We start from the raw sequence: 14766 nt of genomic DNA, 5'->3' as shown, positions 1-14766 counted from the left end.
CATCGGGGAAAGTGCTGCCTAGGGCGAGCGTGAGGGGCCAACATCCCTGCTGTTGGCCCCTCACGGACTCGGGTCAGAGTCAGCGCAGCCAGACCGTCACGTCGGTCGGGATCGCGGCCTGGTCGTCCAGCGGGGCGCTGGACGCGAGGACCTCGGCGCCGGCCGGAACCGGCACCGGCGCGTCGCCGAAGTTGGTAAGCACGGTCAGCTCGCCGTTGCGGAAGATAAGCGTCTCGTCGCCCGAGGACAGCCACTCCAGCGTGCCCCGGCCCAGGCCGTGGGCGCGGCGCAGCCGCAGCGCCGTGCGGTACAGCTCGTACGTCGAACCGGGCACGTCGCGCTGCCGGTCCAGCGCGTACTCCGCCCAGGACGGCGGTTGCGGCAGCCAGCTGGCGTCGGTGGGCCCGAAGCCGTACGACGGGGCGTCGGCCTCCCACGGGATCGGCACCCGGCAGCCGTCGCGGCCCCGCTGGGTGTGCCCGCTGCGCGCCCAGGTCGGGTCCTGCCGGGCCTCGTCGGGCATCGTGGTGTGCTCGGGCAGGCCCAGCTCCTCGCCCTGGTAGAGGTACGCGGAGCCGGGCAGGGCGAGCATCAGCAGGGTGGCCGCGCGGGCCCGGCGCAGGCCGAGCGCGGCGTCCGGCTGCGGGTCGCCGATGCCGATGCCGTTGGGTCGGCCGCCACCGACCGCCAGGCCGAGCCGGGAGGCGTGCCGCACCACGTCGTGGTTGGACAGCACCCAGGTCGTCGGCGCGCCCACCGAGTCGGTCGCCTCCAGGGAGCGGGTGATCACCGCGTACTGGGCCGGCGCGGTCCACGCGGCGAGCAGGTACTCGAAGTTGAACGCCTGGTGCATCTCGTCCGGGCGGACATAGCGGGCCAACCGCTCGGCCGGCTCCACCCACGCCTCGGCGACCAGCACCCGCTCACCGGGGTAGCTGTCCAGGACCCGCCGCCACTGCCGGTAGATCTCGTGCACGCCCTCCTGGTCCCACATCGGCGGGCGCGGCTTGTCGATCTCGTTGCCGGAGAGGATCTCCTGGGGCTCCTGCCAGTCGGCCAGGTCGGCCTGCTTGACGAGGCCGTGGGCCACGTCGACGCGGAAGCCGTCCACCCCGCGGTCCAGCCAGAACCGCAGGACGCCGAGGAACTCCTCGTGCACCTCCGGGTTGTCCCAGTTGAGGTCGGGCTGGCCGGTGTCGAACAGGTGCAGGTACCACTGGCCGGGCCGGCCGTCCGGGTCGACCGTCCGCGTCCAGGCCGGGCCGCCGAAGACGCTCTGCCAGTCGTTCGGCGGCTGGTCGCCGGCCGGGCCGAGGCCGTCGCGGAAGATGTACCGGGACCGCTGGGCGCTGCCCGGCGCGGCGGCCAGCGCGGCCTGGAACCAGCGGTGCGCCGACGAGGTGTGGTTGGGCACCAGGTCGACGATCACCCGCAGGCCCCGGGAGCGGGCCTCGGCGATCAGCTTGTCCGCGTCGGCGAGGGTGCCGAACAGCGGGTCCACGTCGCGGTAGTCGGCCACGTCGTAGCCCGCGTCGGCCTGCGGCGACGGATAGAACGGGGAGAGCCACACCGCGTCCACGCCCAGCTCGGCCAGGTGGTCGAGGCGGGCGGTGATGCCCGGCAGGTCACCGATGCCGTCGCCGTCGGAGTCGGCGAACGAGCGCGGGTAGATCTGGTAGATGGCGGCCTCGGTCCACCAGCCGGTGATCGGGTGACCGGAGGAGGTCTGCTGGGTCGGATCGGTGTTCAGGGTCGTCTCCCGTGTCGCGCGGTGGGTGGACTGCCGGCGGTGCTGCTGCCGGCCGCGTCGCCGCCAGCCGCCGGCCGGCGGCGGATGGTTGGGGTTCAGTCTGCCCGGGGCGGCGCGGTGGACTCTCGCACCACCAGTCGAGTGGGCAGGATCACCGATGTGTCGCCGTCGGCGGTTCGTTGACCGACGATCGGGCTCAGGCTGCGGGCGCCGAGCGGGTCGAGCAGCATTCGGGCTGCCAGCCGGCCCTGTTCCGCGGCGGGCTGGGCGATGGTGCTGAGTCCGAGCACGCCTGCGAGGTCGTGGTCGTCGATGCCGACGACGCTGACGTCCTGCGGTACGCGCAGCCCGGCGTCGCGCAGGGCGGTCATCGCGCCCATCGCCATCTCGTCGCAGGCGGCGACGATCGCGGTCGGTGGAACACCGCGGGCCAGCAACTCGGCGGTGGCCCGGTTGCCGCCGTCGATGGTGAACGACGACTCGACGTCCAGGCTCGGATCGGGTCGCAGACCGGCGGCTCGCAGCGCAGCCTGGTAGCCCCGGCGCCGGTCGAGGTGGGTGGTGAAGGCCAGCTCGTCGTCGGGGTCTCCGGAGATGTGCGCGATTCGCCGGTGCCCGAGGTCGAGCAGGTGGCGGGTGGCCGTCCGCGCGGCGGCCACGTCGTCGATGCGTACGCACGGCCAGTTGGGGACCCTGCTCCCCGAGCTGATGGTCACGCCGGGCAGGTCCAGGGAGGCCAGTGCGGTCAGGTCCGCGGGGCGCAGCGGCGTGGCGACAAGCATCATGGCGTCCACCCGCTTGTGCAGGTTGGCGGTGCGCAGCACCCGCTGGCGGATCTGCTCCCGACCGCCCAGGTTGTAGAGCAGCAGGTCGTAGCCGGAGTGGTGCAGGTAATCCTCGACCGCCTCGACGACGGTGCTGAAGAACCACCGGGTGATCCGGGGTACGACCACAGCGACCGTGCCGGTGCGGCCGCCGGCGAGCCGGGACGCGCTCGGCGAGACCGCGTAGTCGAGCTGCTCGGCGGCCGCGAGCACTCTGCGTCGGGTGGCGGCCGAGACCGTCGGCAGCCCGCGCAGGGCCCGCGAGACGGTTGCCGTGGAGACCCCGGCCAGCCGGGCGACATCATCAATCTTCGTCACGGTTCCCCCGCTCGGTACCCGTCGCCCGCCGCCGCCTTCAGGGGCAGGCGACGGCGGGCAAGCGGGTCAGCCCTTGACGCTGCCGGCGAGCAGACCTCGCACGAAGAAGCGCTGCAGGGACAGGAATACGACGAGCGGTACAACGATCGAGACGAACGCGCCTGCGGTCAGCCGTTGCCATTCGCTGCCCCGGGTGCCGGCCATCTCGGCCAGGCGAACCGTGAGCGGGGCCGTCTCGTTGCCGCCACCGGCGAAGATCAGCGCGACCAGCAGGTCGTTCCAGACCCAGAGGAACTGGAAGATGCCGAACGCGGCAAGCGCCGGGGTGATCAGCGGCAACACGATGGTGCGGAAGATCTTCGGGTGGGTGGCCCCGTCGACCCGGGCCGCCTCCATCAGGTCGCCGGGAAGCTGCGAGATGAAGTTGTGCAGCAGGAAGACGGCGAACGGAAGCGCGAAGCAGGTGTGCGCGAACCACACCTGGGCGAACTTCTGCTCGTCGACCAGGTCCCACGCCGGCATCAGCGTGACGCCGCCGAGGGAGACGCCTGTGGAGAAGAACCTCAGCAGCGGCACCAGGGCCATCTGCAGCGGGACGATCTGCAACGCGAAGATCGCGATGTAGAGCCAGTCCCGCCCGCGGAAGTTGATCCACGCGAGCGCGTACGCGGCCAGGGACGCGAAGGCGAGCGGAAAGAGCACCGACGGGATGGTGATCGCCAGCGAGTTGATGAAGTAGCTGGCGAGCTGCCCGGACGAGGACGACCGCCCGAACAGGACCTGCTGGTAGTTCTCCAGCGTGAACTGTGGGTTGGTGAAGGCGGTCCACCAGCCGGTGGTCTTGATCTCGTCCTCCGGCCGGAGGGAGGAGACGAGTAGGCCGAACGTCGGGATGGTCCAGACCACCGCGATGACGATCGAGACGAGCGTGGCCGTACGGCTGTTGAGTCGCCGACGGACCCGCCCAGCGGTGGTGGACGGCGTGCCGTCGGTCTTCTGCGTACCGGCGGCGACGGTGGGCGTTGCGGTCGTCATGTCAGCCCTCCCGCTGTCGACGGAGGTTGCGGATCTGGTAGATCACGACCGGGATGACCAGGATGAAGAGGAAGACCGCGAGCGCGGAGCCCTGCCCGTTCTGGCCGTACCGGAACGCCTGGTTGTACATCTCGCTGGCGATCACGTTGGTGTCGTAGTTGCCGTTGGTCGCGGTCCGGACGATGTCGAAGACCTTGAGCGTGGCGATCGTGAGCGTCACGGCCACCACGATCAGCGCCGGCCGAATGCTCGGCATGGTGATCTGCCAGAACATCTGCCAGGGGCTGACCCCGTCGAGCCGGGCGGCCTCCACGATGTCGCCGGGGATCGCCTTGATCGCGGCGGAGAGCACCACCATGGCGAAGCCGGCCTGGATCCAGACCATGATGACGATCAGCAGCAGCGTGTTCAGGGGTGATTCGAGCAGCCACTGCTTCGGTTCGCCGCCGAGGCTGACCACGATCTGGTTGAGCAGACCGATCTGGTCCCCGTCGCCGCGGTAGGCGTAGACGAACTTCCAGATGATGCTGGCGCCCACGAAGGAGATCGCCATCGGCAGGAAGATGAGCGACTTGGCCACGGCCTCGAACCGGGCCTTGTCCACCAGGACGGCGTAGATCAGGCCGAACGCGGTCGCGACCAGCGGGACCAGCACCACCCAGACCAGGGTGTTGATCAGGACCCGGAGCATCGAGTTGTCGGAGAACATCCAGCCGTAGTTGCGCAACCCCACCCAGTCGGTGCTGCTCCCGTTCATCAGGGAGAGCAGCATGGTGCGGAGGGCCGGCACGACCAGGCCGATGGCGAGCAGCAACAGCGTGGGCAGCAGGAAGAAGATCGCGAAGATCCCCTCCCGCGGCTTGTACCGGCGGGGGAGAGGAGCTCCACTCGCCGAGGCAGCGACGAGCTGCGCCTCCCGTCGCCGGGCAAACCAGGCCGGCACGACGTCGAGCAGCAGGAGCAGACCGCCCACCACCACCACGAAGGCGATCAGCCCGTACATCAGCATGAGGAGCTTCGGCTGCTCCTCGGCGAAGTCGAACTCCATCAACCCTCCCTTCCGGGTCCGGTTCGAACGGTGGCCCGGCCCGCTGTCGCGGGCCGGGCCACCGTCGAGATCACTTAGGCCAGCTGCTCTCGATGCCCTGGAGCACCGGGGCGGTCTGCTTGCCGTTCAGCCACTCGATCATGCCCTTCCAGAACGTCCCCGCGCCGACGGCCGCCGGCATCAGGTCGGAACCGTCGAACCGGAAGACGCCGGTCTTGTCCTGGAGGATCTGGACGGAGAGCTTGTCGATCGGGCTGGCGACGTTGGCGATGTCCAGCTTGTTGTTCGCCGTGACCCAGTTGCCGAGCTTCGCGCGGCTGTTGACGTACTCGGCGGAGGCCAGGTAGGTCTGCACCGCCTGGACCTCGGGACGGTCGGCGTAGGCGACGACGAACTCGCCCGCGCCCAGCACCGGCTTGCCCTTGGCGGCGTCGATGGCCGGGAAGTAGAAGGCGAACGCGTCGCCGTCCTCAGCCACCTTGGTGCCCTCGGGGAACTGGTTGGCGTAGAACGACGCCTGACGGTGCATCGCGCACTTGCCGGTGGTCACCGGCAGGCCCGCCTCCTGGAAGGCGGTGGTGGTGATGCTCTTGACGCCGCCGAAGCCGCCGTTCATGTACTTCTCGTTCTTGAGGATCGTGCCGGCGCGCTCCACCGCGTCGACGACCCGCGGGTCGTTGAACGCGATCTGGTGGGTGGTCCACTGGTCGTAGACCTCGGCGCCCGCCGTCCGCAGCAGCACGTCCTCGATCCAGTCGGTGGCCGGCCAGCCGGTGGCGTCACCGGACTCGACGCCCGCGCACCACGGCTTCATGCCACTGGCGGCGATCTTGTCGCTCAGGGCGATGAGCTGATCCCAGGTGGTCGGGACCTCCCAGCCCTTCTCCTTGAACGTCTTCGGGGAGTACCAGACGAAGGACTTGACGTTCGCGCCGAGCGGCACGCCGTAGAGCGTCCCGTTGACGGTGCCGTACTTCAGCCAGTCGGCAGGCATGTTCTGCTCGGCCATGGTCTTGGTGTCGGCGCCGAGCTGCTTCAGCTTGCCGGCGTCCGCGAATCGCTTCACGAGGCCCGGCTGGGGCACGAAGGCGATGTCGGGAGCGTTGCCGCCGTCGACCCGGACGGGGAGCTGGGCCTCGAACTCGCCGCTGCCCTCGTACGCGATCTTGATGCCGGTGCACTCGGTGAACTGGGACCACGACCGCTCGAGCAGGTCGGCCTCGGCGTCACGGATGGACGCGTAGATGGAGACCTTCTTGCCGTCGTTGCCCTGGTACTTCTCGTATGGGGCGCACTCCGCGGAGCCCGCCTTGTCGCTCTTCTTGTCGTCACCGGTACCGCAAGCGGTGGCGCTGAGCGCCAGCCCGAGCACACCGGCGATCACGAAGGCCTGGCGTGGTCTGGTAAAGACCGCCATGCCGTCCTCCTTCCTAGCCGGCGTGGTCTGCGCTGACGACCCTCGCCGGTCCGATTGGGCGTGCACACATGTAAGCGCTTGCATCGGGTCTGGTCCACCCCCTGTCAGACACGAGCGAGTAACAATCCCGAAACCTCGTGTCCGCCGGCTGGGCGGGCTGCCGGGCGAAGATCGGGACTCTTTCGAAGATTGGCGATATCTGTCAGTCTAGGGCTACCTCATCGAAGGTTTTCAACATAGGAGGATCTGGATGCGTAAGCGGTGGATCAGTCTGCTGGTGACGGGCCTGCTCGTCGGTGGAGTCCTCGCGCCGGCGAGCCCGGCGCTGGCCGCGCCGACCTTCAAGGTGCCGTTCCCGTGCGGTCAGTCCTGGTCCGGGCAGACCCGGTCGGACCACAGCCCGGCGAACGCGGTCGACTTCAACCGCACCGACGACCTCGGCGACCCGGTGGTGGCCAGCGCCCCCGGCACGGTCGACCGGGTCACCGACCTCGGTGGCACCAGTTACGGCAAGTACGTCCGGATCAACCACGGTGGCGGGTACTCGACCTACTACGCCCACCTCAACGGCTTCAACGTCTCGGTGGGGCAGACCGTCGGCTACGGCAAGGTGCTCGGCTGGGTGGGCAGCACCGGCGGGTCCACCGGTCCCCACCTGCACTACGAGCAGCGCCTCAACGGCAACGACGTCCAGGTCAGGTTCAACGGCACCCTCGGCCTGTACTGGGGCACCAAGACCTACACCAGCGACAACAACTGCAGCTCGGGCTCCGGCAACGCCACTGTCGACACCAGCGGCACGCCGCTGACCGTCCGCTCCGGCCCCGGCACGGGATACGCCTCGGTGGGCACCGTCGCCGACGGCACCCGGGTGACCATCGCCTGCCAGACCAGCGGCACCACTGTCACCGGCACGTACGGCACCAGCTCGATCTGGGACCGCATCGGCAGCGGCCGCTACATCGCCGACGCGTACGTCTACACCGGCTACGACGGCTACATCCCGAACGTGCCCCGCTGCTGACGCGCCAGCGGGCCTCCGGCGGGGCTGCCTCCCGCCGGAGGTCCGGCGTCGGTCAGGTGTTCAGTTGCCAGATCGACAGGTTGAGCGCGGCGGCGAACGTGACCCACGCCCAGTACGGCAGCAGCAGCGCCGTGGCGACGCGGGACACCCGGGTGAAGAGCACGACGGTGAGGCCGATCGCCAGCCACATCACCACGATCTCGGCGAACGCCAGCCCGTACTGCCCCGCGCCGAAGAACAGTGGCGTCCAGATGGCGTTGAGGACGAGTTGGGCCGTCCACGCCCAGAGGGCGGGGGAGAAGCCGACCCGACGCCACACCAGCCAGCCGGCGACGGCGATCAGCGCGTAGAGCACCGTCCAGACCGGCCCGAAGAGCCAGGACGGCGGCGCCCAGCCCGGCTGGCGCAGGCTCGCGTACTCGTCGGTGGTGCCCTGCACGCCCAGCCCGCCGATCGCCGCCGCGACGAAGACCGCCGCCGCGAAGCCGGCGAGCGCCCAGCGCGACCGTCGGCCGGAGGTGGGCCGTGCCTCGCGAGATATCTCCATGGTCGAGATATTGCCGATCGGTGGCCTGGTCAAACCCCACAAAAAAGCGCCGGGGCCGCCGCCGCCGGTGCTTCTGTCGGGAGGACGAAGCTCCGGCCACGGCGACCCCGACGGGTCCCGGTCTGGTGAAGGAGTGTTTGTTTAAGAGGTACGAACGTCAATTGAAGATGCTGACACCACCCGGGCCGACCAACAGCCCGACGACGATGAGGACGATGCCCCACAGGATCTGCCGGCGGAACAGCGCGAGGATGCCGGCGACCACGAGTACGACTGCGAGAATCCAGAGAATCAGCTCCATGACCTCTGTCTACCCGACCCTCCGATCGGGGAAACCTGGTCGGTGTCGAGTTGATCCCCGACGTGGAAGACGCTGTACGCCTGCTTGATCACCGGGTGCGCCACGTTGCGGACGCGTACCCCTCCCGGGGTGGTGCCGCGCTCGGTGCCGGCGTGCGCGTGTCCGTGCACGGCCAGCGCGGTGGGCGCCGAGTCGATCGCCTGCCCGAGCTGGTACGACCCCAGGAACGGGTAGATCTCCAGCGGCTCGCCGACAAGCGTGTCCGGAACCGGCGAGTAGTGGGTCAGCGCGACAAGCATGTCGCAGTCCAGCGAGCGCAGGGCCGCTCCGAGGCGATCCGCGCTCTCGTTGGTGGTCCGGACGAACGCCTTCATCTCCGGCTCGCCGAAGTCGCTCGCGCACCGGCCGGCGAACCCCCCGCCGAAGCCCTTGACGCCGGCGATACCGAGCCGGCCGCCCGCGCAGTCCAGCACCACGCCGTTGCCCTCCAGCACGGTGATCCCCGCGTCCTCGAGCACCTTTACCACCTGCGGCACCTGGTCACACTGGTGGTCGTGGTTGCCCAGCACGGTCACCACCGGCACGGCCAACCCGCCGAACTCCTGCGCCACGCAGCGCGCCTCGGCCTCGGTGCCGTGCCGGGTGAGGTCGCCGGCCAGCAGCAGCACGTCGGCGCACTCCGGCAGCTCCTCCAGCGCCGGGCGGAACCGGCCGACCACGTCCTCGTCCAGATGCACGTCGCCCACGGCGGCGATCCGGATCACCATGAAACCTCCCTCAGGGCAGTTGCTCGATCTCCGTGGGCGCCTGGGCGCGGATCACACCGATGTCGCTGGTGATCGGCACGTCCGGGAAGCGCTCCGACACCCGGCGCAGGATCTCCTCCCGCCGGTGTGGGCTCTCCACCTCGCCGTACAGCACGATGGCACCTTCCCGCCGGACGACCGTGATCCCCTGTTCGGCGACGGCCGGATCCTCGGTGAGCAGCCGTTGAATCTCCGCTTCGACGTACTCGTCGGGTGGCGCCACGCCACCGGCCTGATCGTTCGTCACGGTGTCTCCTCTCCTGCCGGGGCGCCGGGTTCCGGCACCACCTCCAGCCGGTCCAACAGCACCAGGAACGCCTCGGCGTACGGCGAGTGCTGCGTCTCCTTGCGTACCCGTTCCCAGTCGATCTGCTCCCGCAGCGATCTGGCCAGCGGCAGGCCGCGGGCGAAGTCGCAGTAGTGCTGGGAGAAGCTCAGCAGCTTGTGCACCATGAGCTGGGTGGCGGACAGGACCGGCATGTGGATGGCGTCCACCGGCCGCACGACGGTGTCGGCGAACGTCTCCTCGGTCACCGGCGTCTCGATCGGCCGGTGGATCAAATCCACCATCCGCCCGTCGTCGAAGACCTTGACCAGCCAGTCCTCCGGCGGTCGCTCGGCGCGGAAACCCGCGGCCACGAGCGCTTCCAGGGACCGCTCGACGTCGGCCTCGCGGATCAGGAAGTCGACGTCGTGGTCGCTCGAGTGGCCGCCGTGGGCGTAGACGGCGAAGCTGCCGCCCAGGGCGAACGGGATCTCGGACTGCTTGAGCACGGCGGCGACCTTCTTCAGGGTGTGCACCAGACTCTCGTCCCCGCGCTCAGCCATCTGGATCTCCCGTCGGTCGTGTTGGTGGACAGGCGGTTGGATTCGAACTCCCGTACCCGGCATTCCGGTCGCCCACACCTGCTGACGTCGCGGTCAGGTGCCAACGGGGACAAAAGGGTACTAACGTCGCGGGGCGCAAGCATGGGTCGGATAACCTGTCGAGGGTGGCCAGATCATCGGGGATGCGACGCGGCGGGGTCCGGTTGCGCACCGTCGCCCTGATCGGCATCGACGGCTCGGGCAAGACCACGCAGGCGCACCGGCTGGCCGACGCGCTCACCGCCGCCGGGCGTCCCGCCGCGTACCGCCGCAACGCCAGCGGGCGGCGCTGGCTCGGCCGGCTCGCGCACCGGCTCGGCCTCCCGGACGCGCAACGGCTCGTCGGGCGGGACGGCGTCCTGGCGGTGGAGTCCGTGCTGCGCTGGCTCGCCATCGCCGTGGCCCTGCTCAGTTGCCTGCTCACCGGCCGCACGGCGGTCATGGACCGCTACTCGGCCTGCCAGTACGCCAGCATCCGCGCGCACGGCGGGAACCGCTGGGAGCGGCTGGCCCGGGCCGGCTACCGCCTCTTCCCGACGCCGCAGGTGACCTTCCTGCTCGCCGTCGACCCGGCCGTGGCGTACCAGCGCATCGAGGAGCGCGGCACCGACCACGAGTCGATGGGCTGGCTCACCGCGGCGGACACCGCCTACCGGACCCTGCCCGAGTATCCGAGCTTCGTCCTCGTCGACGCGGGCCGCTCGGCCGAGGAGGTGACCGAGCAGATCCAGGCGCACCTGGCGACCTGGCTGCCGGAGGACGTCCGCCCCGACCCCACCCGGTCGTCGGACGGGCCGGCGCCCACCGACGTACCGCAGCCGGCGCCGCCCGCCGCGCCGACGCAGGAGCGGGTCGAGCGCGGCGGCGTCGTGTCGCTGCTCGTTCAGGCGCGTCCGTAGACCGGAACGCTGGCCCCGGTGGTCGGCGCGGAGTCCGTCGAGGCGAGGAAGCGGATCACCGGCGCGATCTCGGCCGGCGTCACCCAGCGGGAGTGGTCGGCGTCGGGCTGAGCGGCGCGGTTCGCCGGGGTGTCGATGACGCTGGGCAGCACGGTGTTGCAGCGCACGTTGCGGGAGCGGTATTCGACCGCGACCGCGTTGGCGAAGGCGAGCACCGCCGCCTTGGCCGTGACGTAGCCGGCCGCGCCGGCGAACGGGCTCACCGCAGCGCGAGCCGAGACGCACACCACCGCGCCACCGCCGGCCGCCACGAGGTGCGGCAGCGCGGCCTGGGTGACCAGGTAGGTGGGTCGCAGGTTGACGGTGAGCATCCGCTCGAACTCGTCGACCGGCGTCTCGTGCACCAGGCCGCCGCTCGCGTACCCGCCGACGAGGTTGACCACCGCCCGCAGCGGCGCCGCCGGGTCGCCGAGGGCGGCCTCGACGACGGCTGCCGCGCCGGCCGGGTCGGTCAGGTCCGCGACGACCCGGACCAGCCCGTCCGCCGCCGGCTCCGACCCGGGCCGGGCTGTCCGCTGCGGTACGACCACCCGCCAACCCGCGTCGACGAACGAGGCGACGACCGCCCCGCCGAGACCACCCGTGCCTCCGGTCACCACCACGCTGCGCTCCGCCATGGGCCACACGCTAGCGCCCGGCGCGACTACCGATCGGCCGGCCGGCGCTCTGCCCACAGCAGAGTTCTTGGCGTGATCGGCGTTCGGCGGCGCAGGATCGGCGGATGCGGATCCTGATTCTCGGTGGCACCCGGTTTCTCGGGCGGGCGCTGGCCCGACTGGCCGTCGCGCAGGGCCACGAGGTGACCTGCGCGGCCCGGGGCGTGTCCGGTGTCGTGCCGACCGGTGCGCGGTTCGTGCCTGTCGACCGCGACGAGCCCGCGGCGCTGGCGCCACTCGCCGACGACGGCTTCGACGCGGTGATCGACGTTACCCGTCAGGTCAGCCATGCCCGGTACGCGCTCGCCACGCTGGCCGACCACGTTCGTCACTGGTCGTTCGTGTCCACGATCTCGGTGTACGCGGACAACACCACCCCGGGTCAGACAGCGTCGGACGCGCCGCTGCTGCCGCCCGCTCCGCCGGACGTCGACGCTCCGGTCGGCCCGGACCACCGCTGGTACGGCGAGTGCAAGGTCAGCATCGAGTCGCTGGTCCGCGAGCGGATGGGTGCGGACCTGTCGTTCATCTGCCGCGCGGGGCTGATCGTCGGCGCGGAGGACCCGAGCGACCGCTTTCCGTACTGGGTGCGGCGGCTGGCGAACGGCGGGGAGGTTCTCGCGCCCGGCCGGCCGGGCGACCGGGTGCAGTTCGTGGACGTCGCCGACCTGGCCCGCTGGTTGCTGCACGCCGCCGGCACCCGCCTCGCCGGCACGTACGACGGCATCGGCCCGGCGCTGTCCCGCGCCGATCTGCTGACCGGTGTGGCGGCCGGCCTGGGCATCGCCGACCCGCAGATCACCTGGGTCGATCAGGACTTCCTGGCAGCCCACGACGTACGGGAGTGGTCGGGGGAGCGGGCGCTGCCGCTGTGGGTGCGCCTGCCGGAGTGGGCTGGCCTGATGGATCGCGATGCCCGGCCGGCGCTGGACGCGGGTCTGACGGTCCGTCCGCTGTCGGACACCGTTCGGGCGACCGCGTCCTGGATGACAGCGCGGCCCGACACCGTACGGCAGGGTGGACTGGACCCGGCGGATGAGGCGGCGATCCTCAGGGAGTGGCAGGCTGTGCGAAACGCGTGATACGGGTCGTCGACACTATTCCCACCACATATGGTCATGGTTGACGCTCACGCCTCGTGAAAGTAAGTTTCACCCGTGGCGAAGAGTCCGAAGATTTCTGCGAGTCACGAGCCTGGTGGGCTGATCGTCCACATCAGCGGGCTGTTGCCATCGCTGTCGCCCGCCGAGCAGCGGGTCGCCCGGCTTGTCGTGTCCGACCCGGCCGCCGCCGCCCGGCGGACCATCACCGACCTTGCCACCGCAGCGGAGACGTCGGAGGCGACAGTCATCCGGTTCTGCCGATCGGTAGGCATGGACGGCTATCCACAGCTGCGCATCCGGCTGGCCGCCGAGGCCGCCCGGCGCATCGAGCCGCCGGACGCCCGCGTCGTCGGTGGTGACATTCCGCCCGGCGCCGACCTCGCCCAGATCATCGCCACCATCGCCTTCAACGACGCCCGAGCCGTCGAGGAGACCGCCGAGCAGCTCGACCCGGCCATCTGCGAGCAGGTGGTCGAGGCGATCGCGGGCGCCGGCCGGATCGACATCTACGGCGCCGGCGCCAGCGGGTTCGTCGCCTCCGACTTCCAGCAGAAGCTGCACCGCATCGGCCGGATCGCCTTCTACTTCCCCGACGTGCACACCGCGTTGACCTCGGCCGCCCTGCTCGGCCGCGGTGACGTCGCGATCGGCATCTCACACACCGGCACCACCTCCGACGTCATCGAGGTGCTGGAGCAGGCGCGGACGCGGGGCGCAGCCACCGTGGCGCTCACCAACTTCCCGCGCTCGCCGGTCACGGAGGTCGCCGACTTCGTGCTGACGACCGCTGCCCGCGAGACGACCTACCGCTCCGGAGCGACGGCCAGCCGGCTCGCTCAGCTCACCGTCGTCGACTGCCTCTTCGTCGGGGTGGCCGCCCGCAACCGGTCCCGGGCCCGCAAGGCCCTCGAGGCGACCGCCGAGGCGGTCCAGTCGCACCGGGTGGGTGCCAGCCGGAGGCGGGCATGACGCCCGGCTCCGTGGAGCCGGACGAGGACATGTCAGCACCGCTCGCCCGCCCGACGGTCCGGGTGGGCGCGCCCACCGAACGACGTAACCCCCTCAGCGTCGACCTCGATCTGATGTCGACGCGGGACGTGCTCACCGTGATCAATGAGGCGGATCGGCGGGTGCCCGCGGCGGTCGCCGCGGTGCTCGACGAGATCGCCACCACCGTCGACCTGGCAGTCGCGGCGCTGCGCGGTGGCCACCGGGTGCACTACTTCGGGGCCGGCACCTCCGGCCGGCTGGGCGTGCTCGACGCGGCCGAGTTGGCCCCCACCTTCAACTCGCCGCGGCACTGGTTCTGCGCCCACCTGGCCGGCGGCCCGGACGCCATGTGGCGGGCCGTGGAGGACGCCGAGGACGACGACCGGAACGGGGCGGCCGAGGCCGGCGGATGTGTGCGCGCCGGTGATCTGGTGGTCGGTCTGGCGGCCAGTGGACGCACCCCGTACGTCCTCGGGGCGCTCGCCGCGTCCCGCGCCGCGGGCGCCTCGACGGTGCTGCTGTGCGCCAATCCGGAGGCGGAGGCCGCCCGGTCGGTCGACGTGTTCATCGGGGTGGACACCGGACCCGAGGTGGTCACCGGGTCGACCCGGATGAAGGCGGGCACCGCGCAGAAACTGGTGCTGAACACGTTCTCGACAGCAGTCATGGTGCGCCTGGGCCGGGTCTACTCGAACCTCATGATCGATATGGTGGCCACCAACGCGAAGCTCCGGGGACGAATGATCTCGATCCTCATCGAGGCGACCGGCTGCTCTGAGGAGGTCTCCCGGCGGGCCCTCGGCGAGGCCGACGGCGACCTGAAGACGGCGTTGGTCTCGCTGGTCTCCGGAGCCGAGGTGGCCGCCGCCCGAGCAGCCCTGGCGCGCTCCGCCGACCAGGTTCGCGGGGCTCTGGCCCTGCTCGCCTCCTAGCTGGCCCCGCTCGGGAAGCGAACGGGGCTCCGGATTGTTCACCGGGGCGGGGGGTAATCACACCCCCGTGGATGAACCGACCGGTCCACCGCTGCGTATCTGACAGTGACCAGGATCGCAGCGCGGTGGTGACCCGGGTCGCTGCGTGAGCGCGGCGGGCGGTGTTGCCATGGTGCGGGCGATCGGCGA

The 14766-nt window shown here is 70.7% G+C and carries 16 protein-coding genes; 5 read left to right on the top strand and 11 right to left on the bottom strand.

All coding sequences use genetic code 11. The features are described from left to right. Positions 1-79 precede the first annotated feature (79 nt). The 5 genes from AB0K10_RS04035 to AB0K10_RS04015 form a co-directional block, all read right to left on the bottom strand. Positions 80-1750 (bottom strand): glycoside hydrolase family 13 protein, encoded by a 1671-nt coding sequence (locus AB0K10_RS04035; protein ID WP_363680487.1) that lies wholly within the window; start codon positions 1748-1750, stop codon positions 80-82. Positions 1751-1845: 95 nt separating this feature from the next. After that, complete coding sequence (locus AB0K10_RS04030; protein WP_363679761.1) at positions 1846-2892, bottom strand: LacI family DNA-binding transcriptional regulator; 1047 nt, start codon at positions 2890-2892, stop codon at positions 1846-1848. 66 nt (positions 2893-2958) lie between these two features. Further along, positions 2959-3927 (bottom strand): carbohydrate ABC transporter permease, encoded by a 969-nt coding sequence (locus AB0K10_RS04025; RefSeq protein ID WP_363679759.1) that lies wholly within the window; start codon positions 3925-3927, stop codon positions 2959-2961. A gap of 1 nt (position 3928) precedes the next feature. Further along, entirely contained in the window at positions 3929-4975 is a 1047-nt protein-coding gene (locus tag AB0K10_RS04020; RefSeq protein WP_363679757.1) for a sugar ABC transporter permease, read from the bottom strand. 70 nt (positions 4976-5045) lie between these two features. Next, positions 5046-6392 (bottom strand): ABC transporter substrate-binding protein, encoded by a 1347-nt coding sequence (locus tag AB0K10_RS04015; protein ID WP_363679755.1) that lies wholly within the window; start codon positions 6390-6392, stop codon positions 5046-5048. A gap of 250 nt (positions 6393-6642) precedes the next feature. Between AB0K10_RS04015 and AB0K10_RS04010 the strand changes: the two genes are divergently transcribed. After that, entirely contained in the window at positions 6643-7416 is a 774-nt protein-coding gene (locus AB0K10_RS04010) for a peptidoglycan DD-metalloendopeptidase family protein (protein ID WP_363679753.1), read from the top strand. 52 nt (positions 7417-7468) lie between these two features. Here AB0K10_RS04010 and AB0K10_RS04005 read toward each other — a convergent pair whose 3' ends face one another. The 5 genes from AB0K10_RS04005 to AB0K10_RS03985 all read right to left on the bottom strand — a co-directional run bounded on the left by AB0K10_RS04005 (position 7469) and on the right by AB0K10_RS03985 (position 9961). Then, positions 7469-7963, bottom strand: a complete 495-nt coding sequence (locus AB0K10_RS04005; RefSeq protein ID WP_363679751.1) for a TspO/MBR family protein — start codon at positions 7961-7963, stop codon at positions 7469-7471. A gap of 157 nt (positions 7964-8120) precedes the next feature. Beyond that, the gene (locus AB0K10_RS04000; protein WP_007464364.1) at positions 8121-8264 is read right to left on the bottom strand and encodes a GPGG-motif small membrane protein; all 144 of its coding nucleotides are present in this window, start codon (positions 8262-8264) and stop codon (positions 8121-8123) included. Then, the gene (locus AB0K10_RS03995) at positions 8255-9031 is read right to left on the bottom strand and encodes a metallophosphoesterase (protein ID WP_363679749.1); all 777 of its coding nucleotides are present in this window, start codon (positions 9029-9031) and stop codon (positions 8255-8257) included. The genes AB0K10_RS04000 and AB0K10_RS03995 overlap by 10 nt, the downstream gene beginning before the upstream one ends. A 10-nt stretch (positions 9032-9041) precedes the next feature. Beyond that, positions 9042-9317: a hypothetical protein gene (locus AB0K10_RS03990; protein WP_363679747.1), complete on the bottom strand. Its 276-nt coding sequence runs from the start codon at positions 9315-9317 to the stop codon at positions 9042-9044. Then, positions 9314-9961, bottom strand: a complete 648-nt coding sequence (locus AB0K10_RS03985) for a nucleotidyltransferase (RefSeq protein ID WP_363679745.1) — start codon at positions 9959-9961, stop codon at positions 9314-9316. The genes AB0K10_RS03990 and AB0K10_RS03985 overlap by 4 nt, the downstream gene beginning before the upstream one ends. A gap of 101 nt (positions 9962-10062) precedes the next feature. On the opposite strand from AB0K10_RS03985, the gene AB0K10_RS03980 reads away from it, so the two are divergent. Further along, positions 10063-10836: a thymidylate kinase gene (locus AB0K10_RS03980; RefSeq protein ID WP_363679743.1), complete on the top strand. Its 774-nt coding sequence runs from the start codon at positions 10063-10065 to the stop codon at positions 10834-10836. On the opposite strand, the gene AB0K10_RS03975 is transcribed toward AB0K10_RS03980, so the two are convergent. Then, a complete protein-coding gene (locus tag AB0K10_RS03975) occupies positions 10821-11513 on the bottom strand; it encodes an SDR family NAD(P)-dependent oxidoreductase (RefSeq protein ID WP_363679741.1) in 693 nt (230 codons plus the stop codon). The genes AB0K10_RS03980 and AB0K10_RS03975 overlap by 16 nt on opposite strands. 104 nt (positions 11514-11617) lie before the next feature. On the opposite strand from AB0K10_RS03975, the gene AB0K10_RS03970 reads away from it, so the two are divergent. From AB0K10_RS03970 to AB0K10_RS03960, 3 genes are all read left to right on the top strand, one after another. After that, positions 11618-12634 carry an NAD-dependent epimerase/dehydratase family protein gene (locus tag AB0K10_RS03970; RefSeq protein ID WP_363679739.1) on the top strand — a complete coding sequence of 339 codons (1017 nt, stop codon included), beginning with the start codon at positions 11618-11620 and terminating at the stop codon, positions 12632-12634. 75 nt (positions 12635-12709) lie between these two features. After that, entirely contained in the window at positions 12710-13624 is a 915-nt protein-coding gene (locus AB0K10_RS03965; protein ID WP_363679738.1) for a MurR/RpiR family transcriptional regulator, read from the top strand. Continuing rightward, on the top strand, positions 13621-14577 hold the full coding sequence (locus AB0K10_RS03960) for an N-acetylmuramic acid 6-phosphate etherase (RefSeq protein WP_363679736.1): 957 nt from the start codon (positions 13621-13623) through the stop codon (positions 14575-14577). The genes AB0K10_RS03965 and AB0K10_RS03960 overlap by 4 nt, the downstream gene beginning before the upstream one ends. Positions 14578-14766 lie beyond the last annotated feature (189 nt).

It is taken from the genome of Micromonospora sp. NPDC049274, assembly GCF_040678875.1.
In the GTDB taxonomy this organism is placed as follows: domain Bacteria; phylum Actinomycetota; class Actinomycetes; order Mycobacteriales; family Micromonosporaceae; genus Micromonospora.
Note: the sequence above shows the minus strand (reverse complement) of the source record. Positions and strands in the feature narration are given on the sequence as shown.

Bases quoted from the DNA above. Each gene is read 5' to 3' on its own strand.
- AB0K10_RS04025 (WP_363679759.1), bottom strand. From the start codon at position 3,927: ATGACGACCGCAACGCCCACCGTCGCCGCCGGTACGCAGAAGACCGAC.
- AB0K10_RS04020 (WP_363679757.1), bottom strand. From the start codon at position 4,975: ATGGAGTTCGACTTCGCCGAGGAGCAGCCGAAGCTCCTCATGCTGATG.
- AB0K10_RS04015 (WP_363679755.1), bottom strand. From the start codon at position 6,392: ATGGCGGTCTTTACCAGACCACGCCAGGCCTTCGTGATCGCCGGTGTG.
- AB0K10_RS04010 (WP_363679753.1), top strand. From the start codon at position 6,643: ATGCGTAAGCGGTGGATCAGTCTGCTGGTGACGGGCCTGCTCGTCGGT.
- AB0K10_RS04005 (WP_363679751.1), bottom strand. From the start codon at position 7,963: ATGGAGATATCTCGCGAGGCACGGCCCACCTCCGGCCGACGGTCGCGC.
- AB0K10_RS04000 (WP_007464364.1), bottom strand. From the start codon at position 8,264: ATGGAGCTGATTCTCTGGATTCTCGCAGTCGTACTCGTGGTCGCCGGC.
- AB0K10_RS03995 (WP_363679749.1), bottom strand. From the start codon at position 9,031: ATGGTGATCCGGATCGCCGCCGTGGGCGACGTGCATCTGGACGAGGAC.
- AB0K10_RS03985 (WP_363679745.1), bottom strand. From the start codon at position 9,961: ATGCCGGGTACGGGAGTTCGAATCCAACCGCCTGTCCACCAACACGAC.
- AB0K10_RS03975 (WP_363679741.1), bottom strand. From the start codon at position 11,513: ATGGCGGAGCGCAGCGTGGTGGTGACCGGAGGCACGGGTGGTCTCGGC.
- AB0K10_RS03970 (WP_363679739.1), top strand. From the start codon at position 11,618: ATGCGGATCCTGATTCTCGGTGGCACCCGGTTTCTCGGGCGGGCGCTG.
- AB0K10_RS03960 (WP_363679736.1), top strand. From the start codon at position 13,621: ATGACGCCCGGCTCCGTGGAGCCGGACGAGGACATGTCAGCACCGCTC.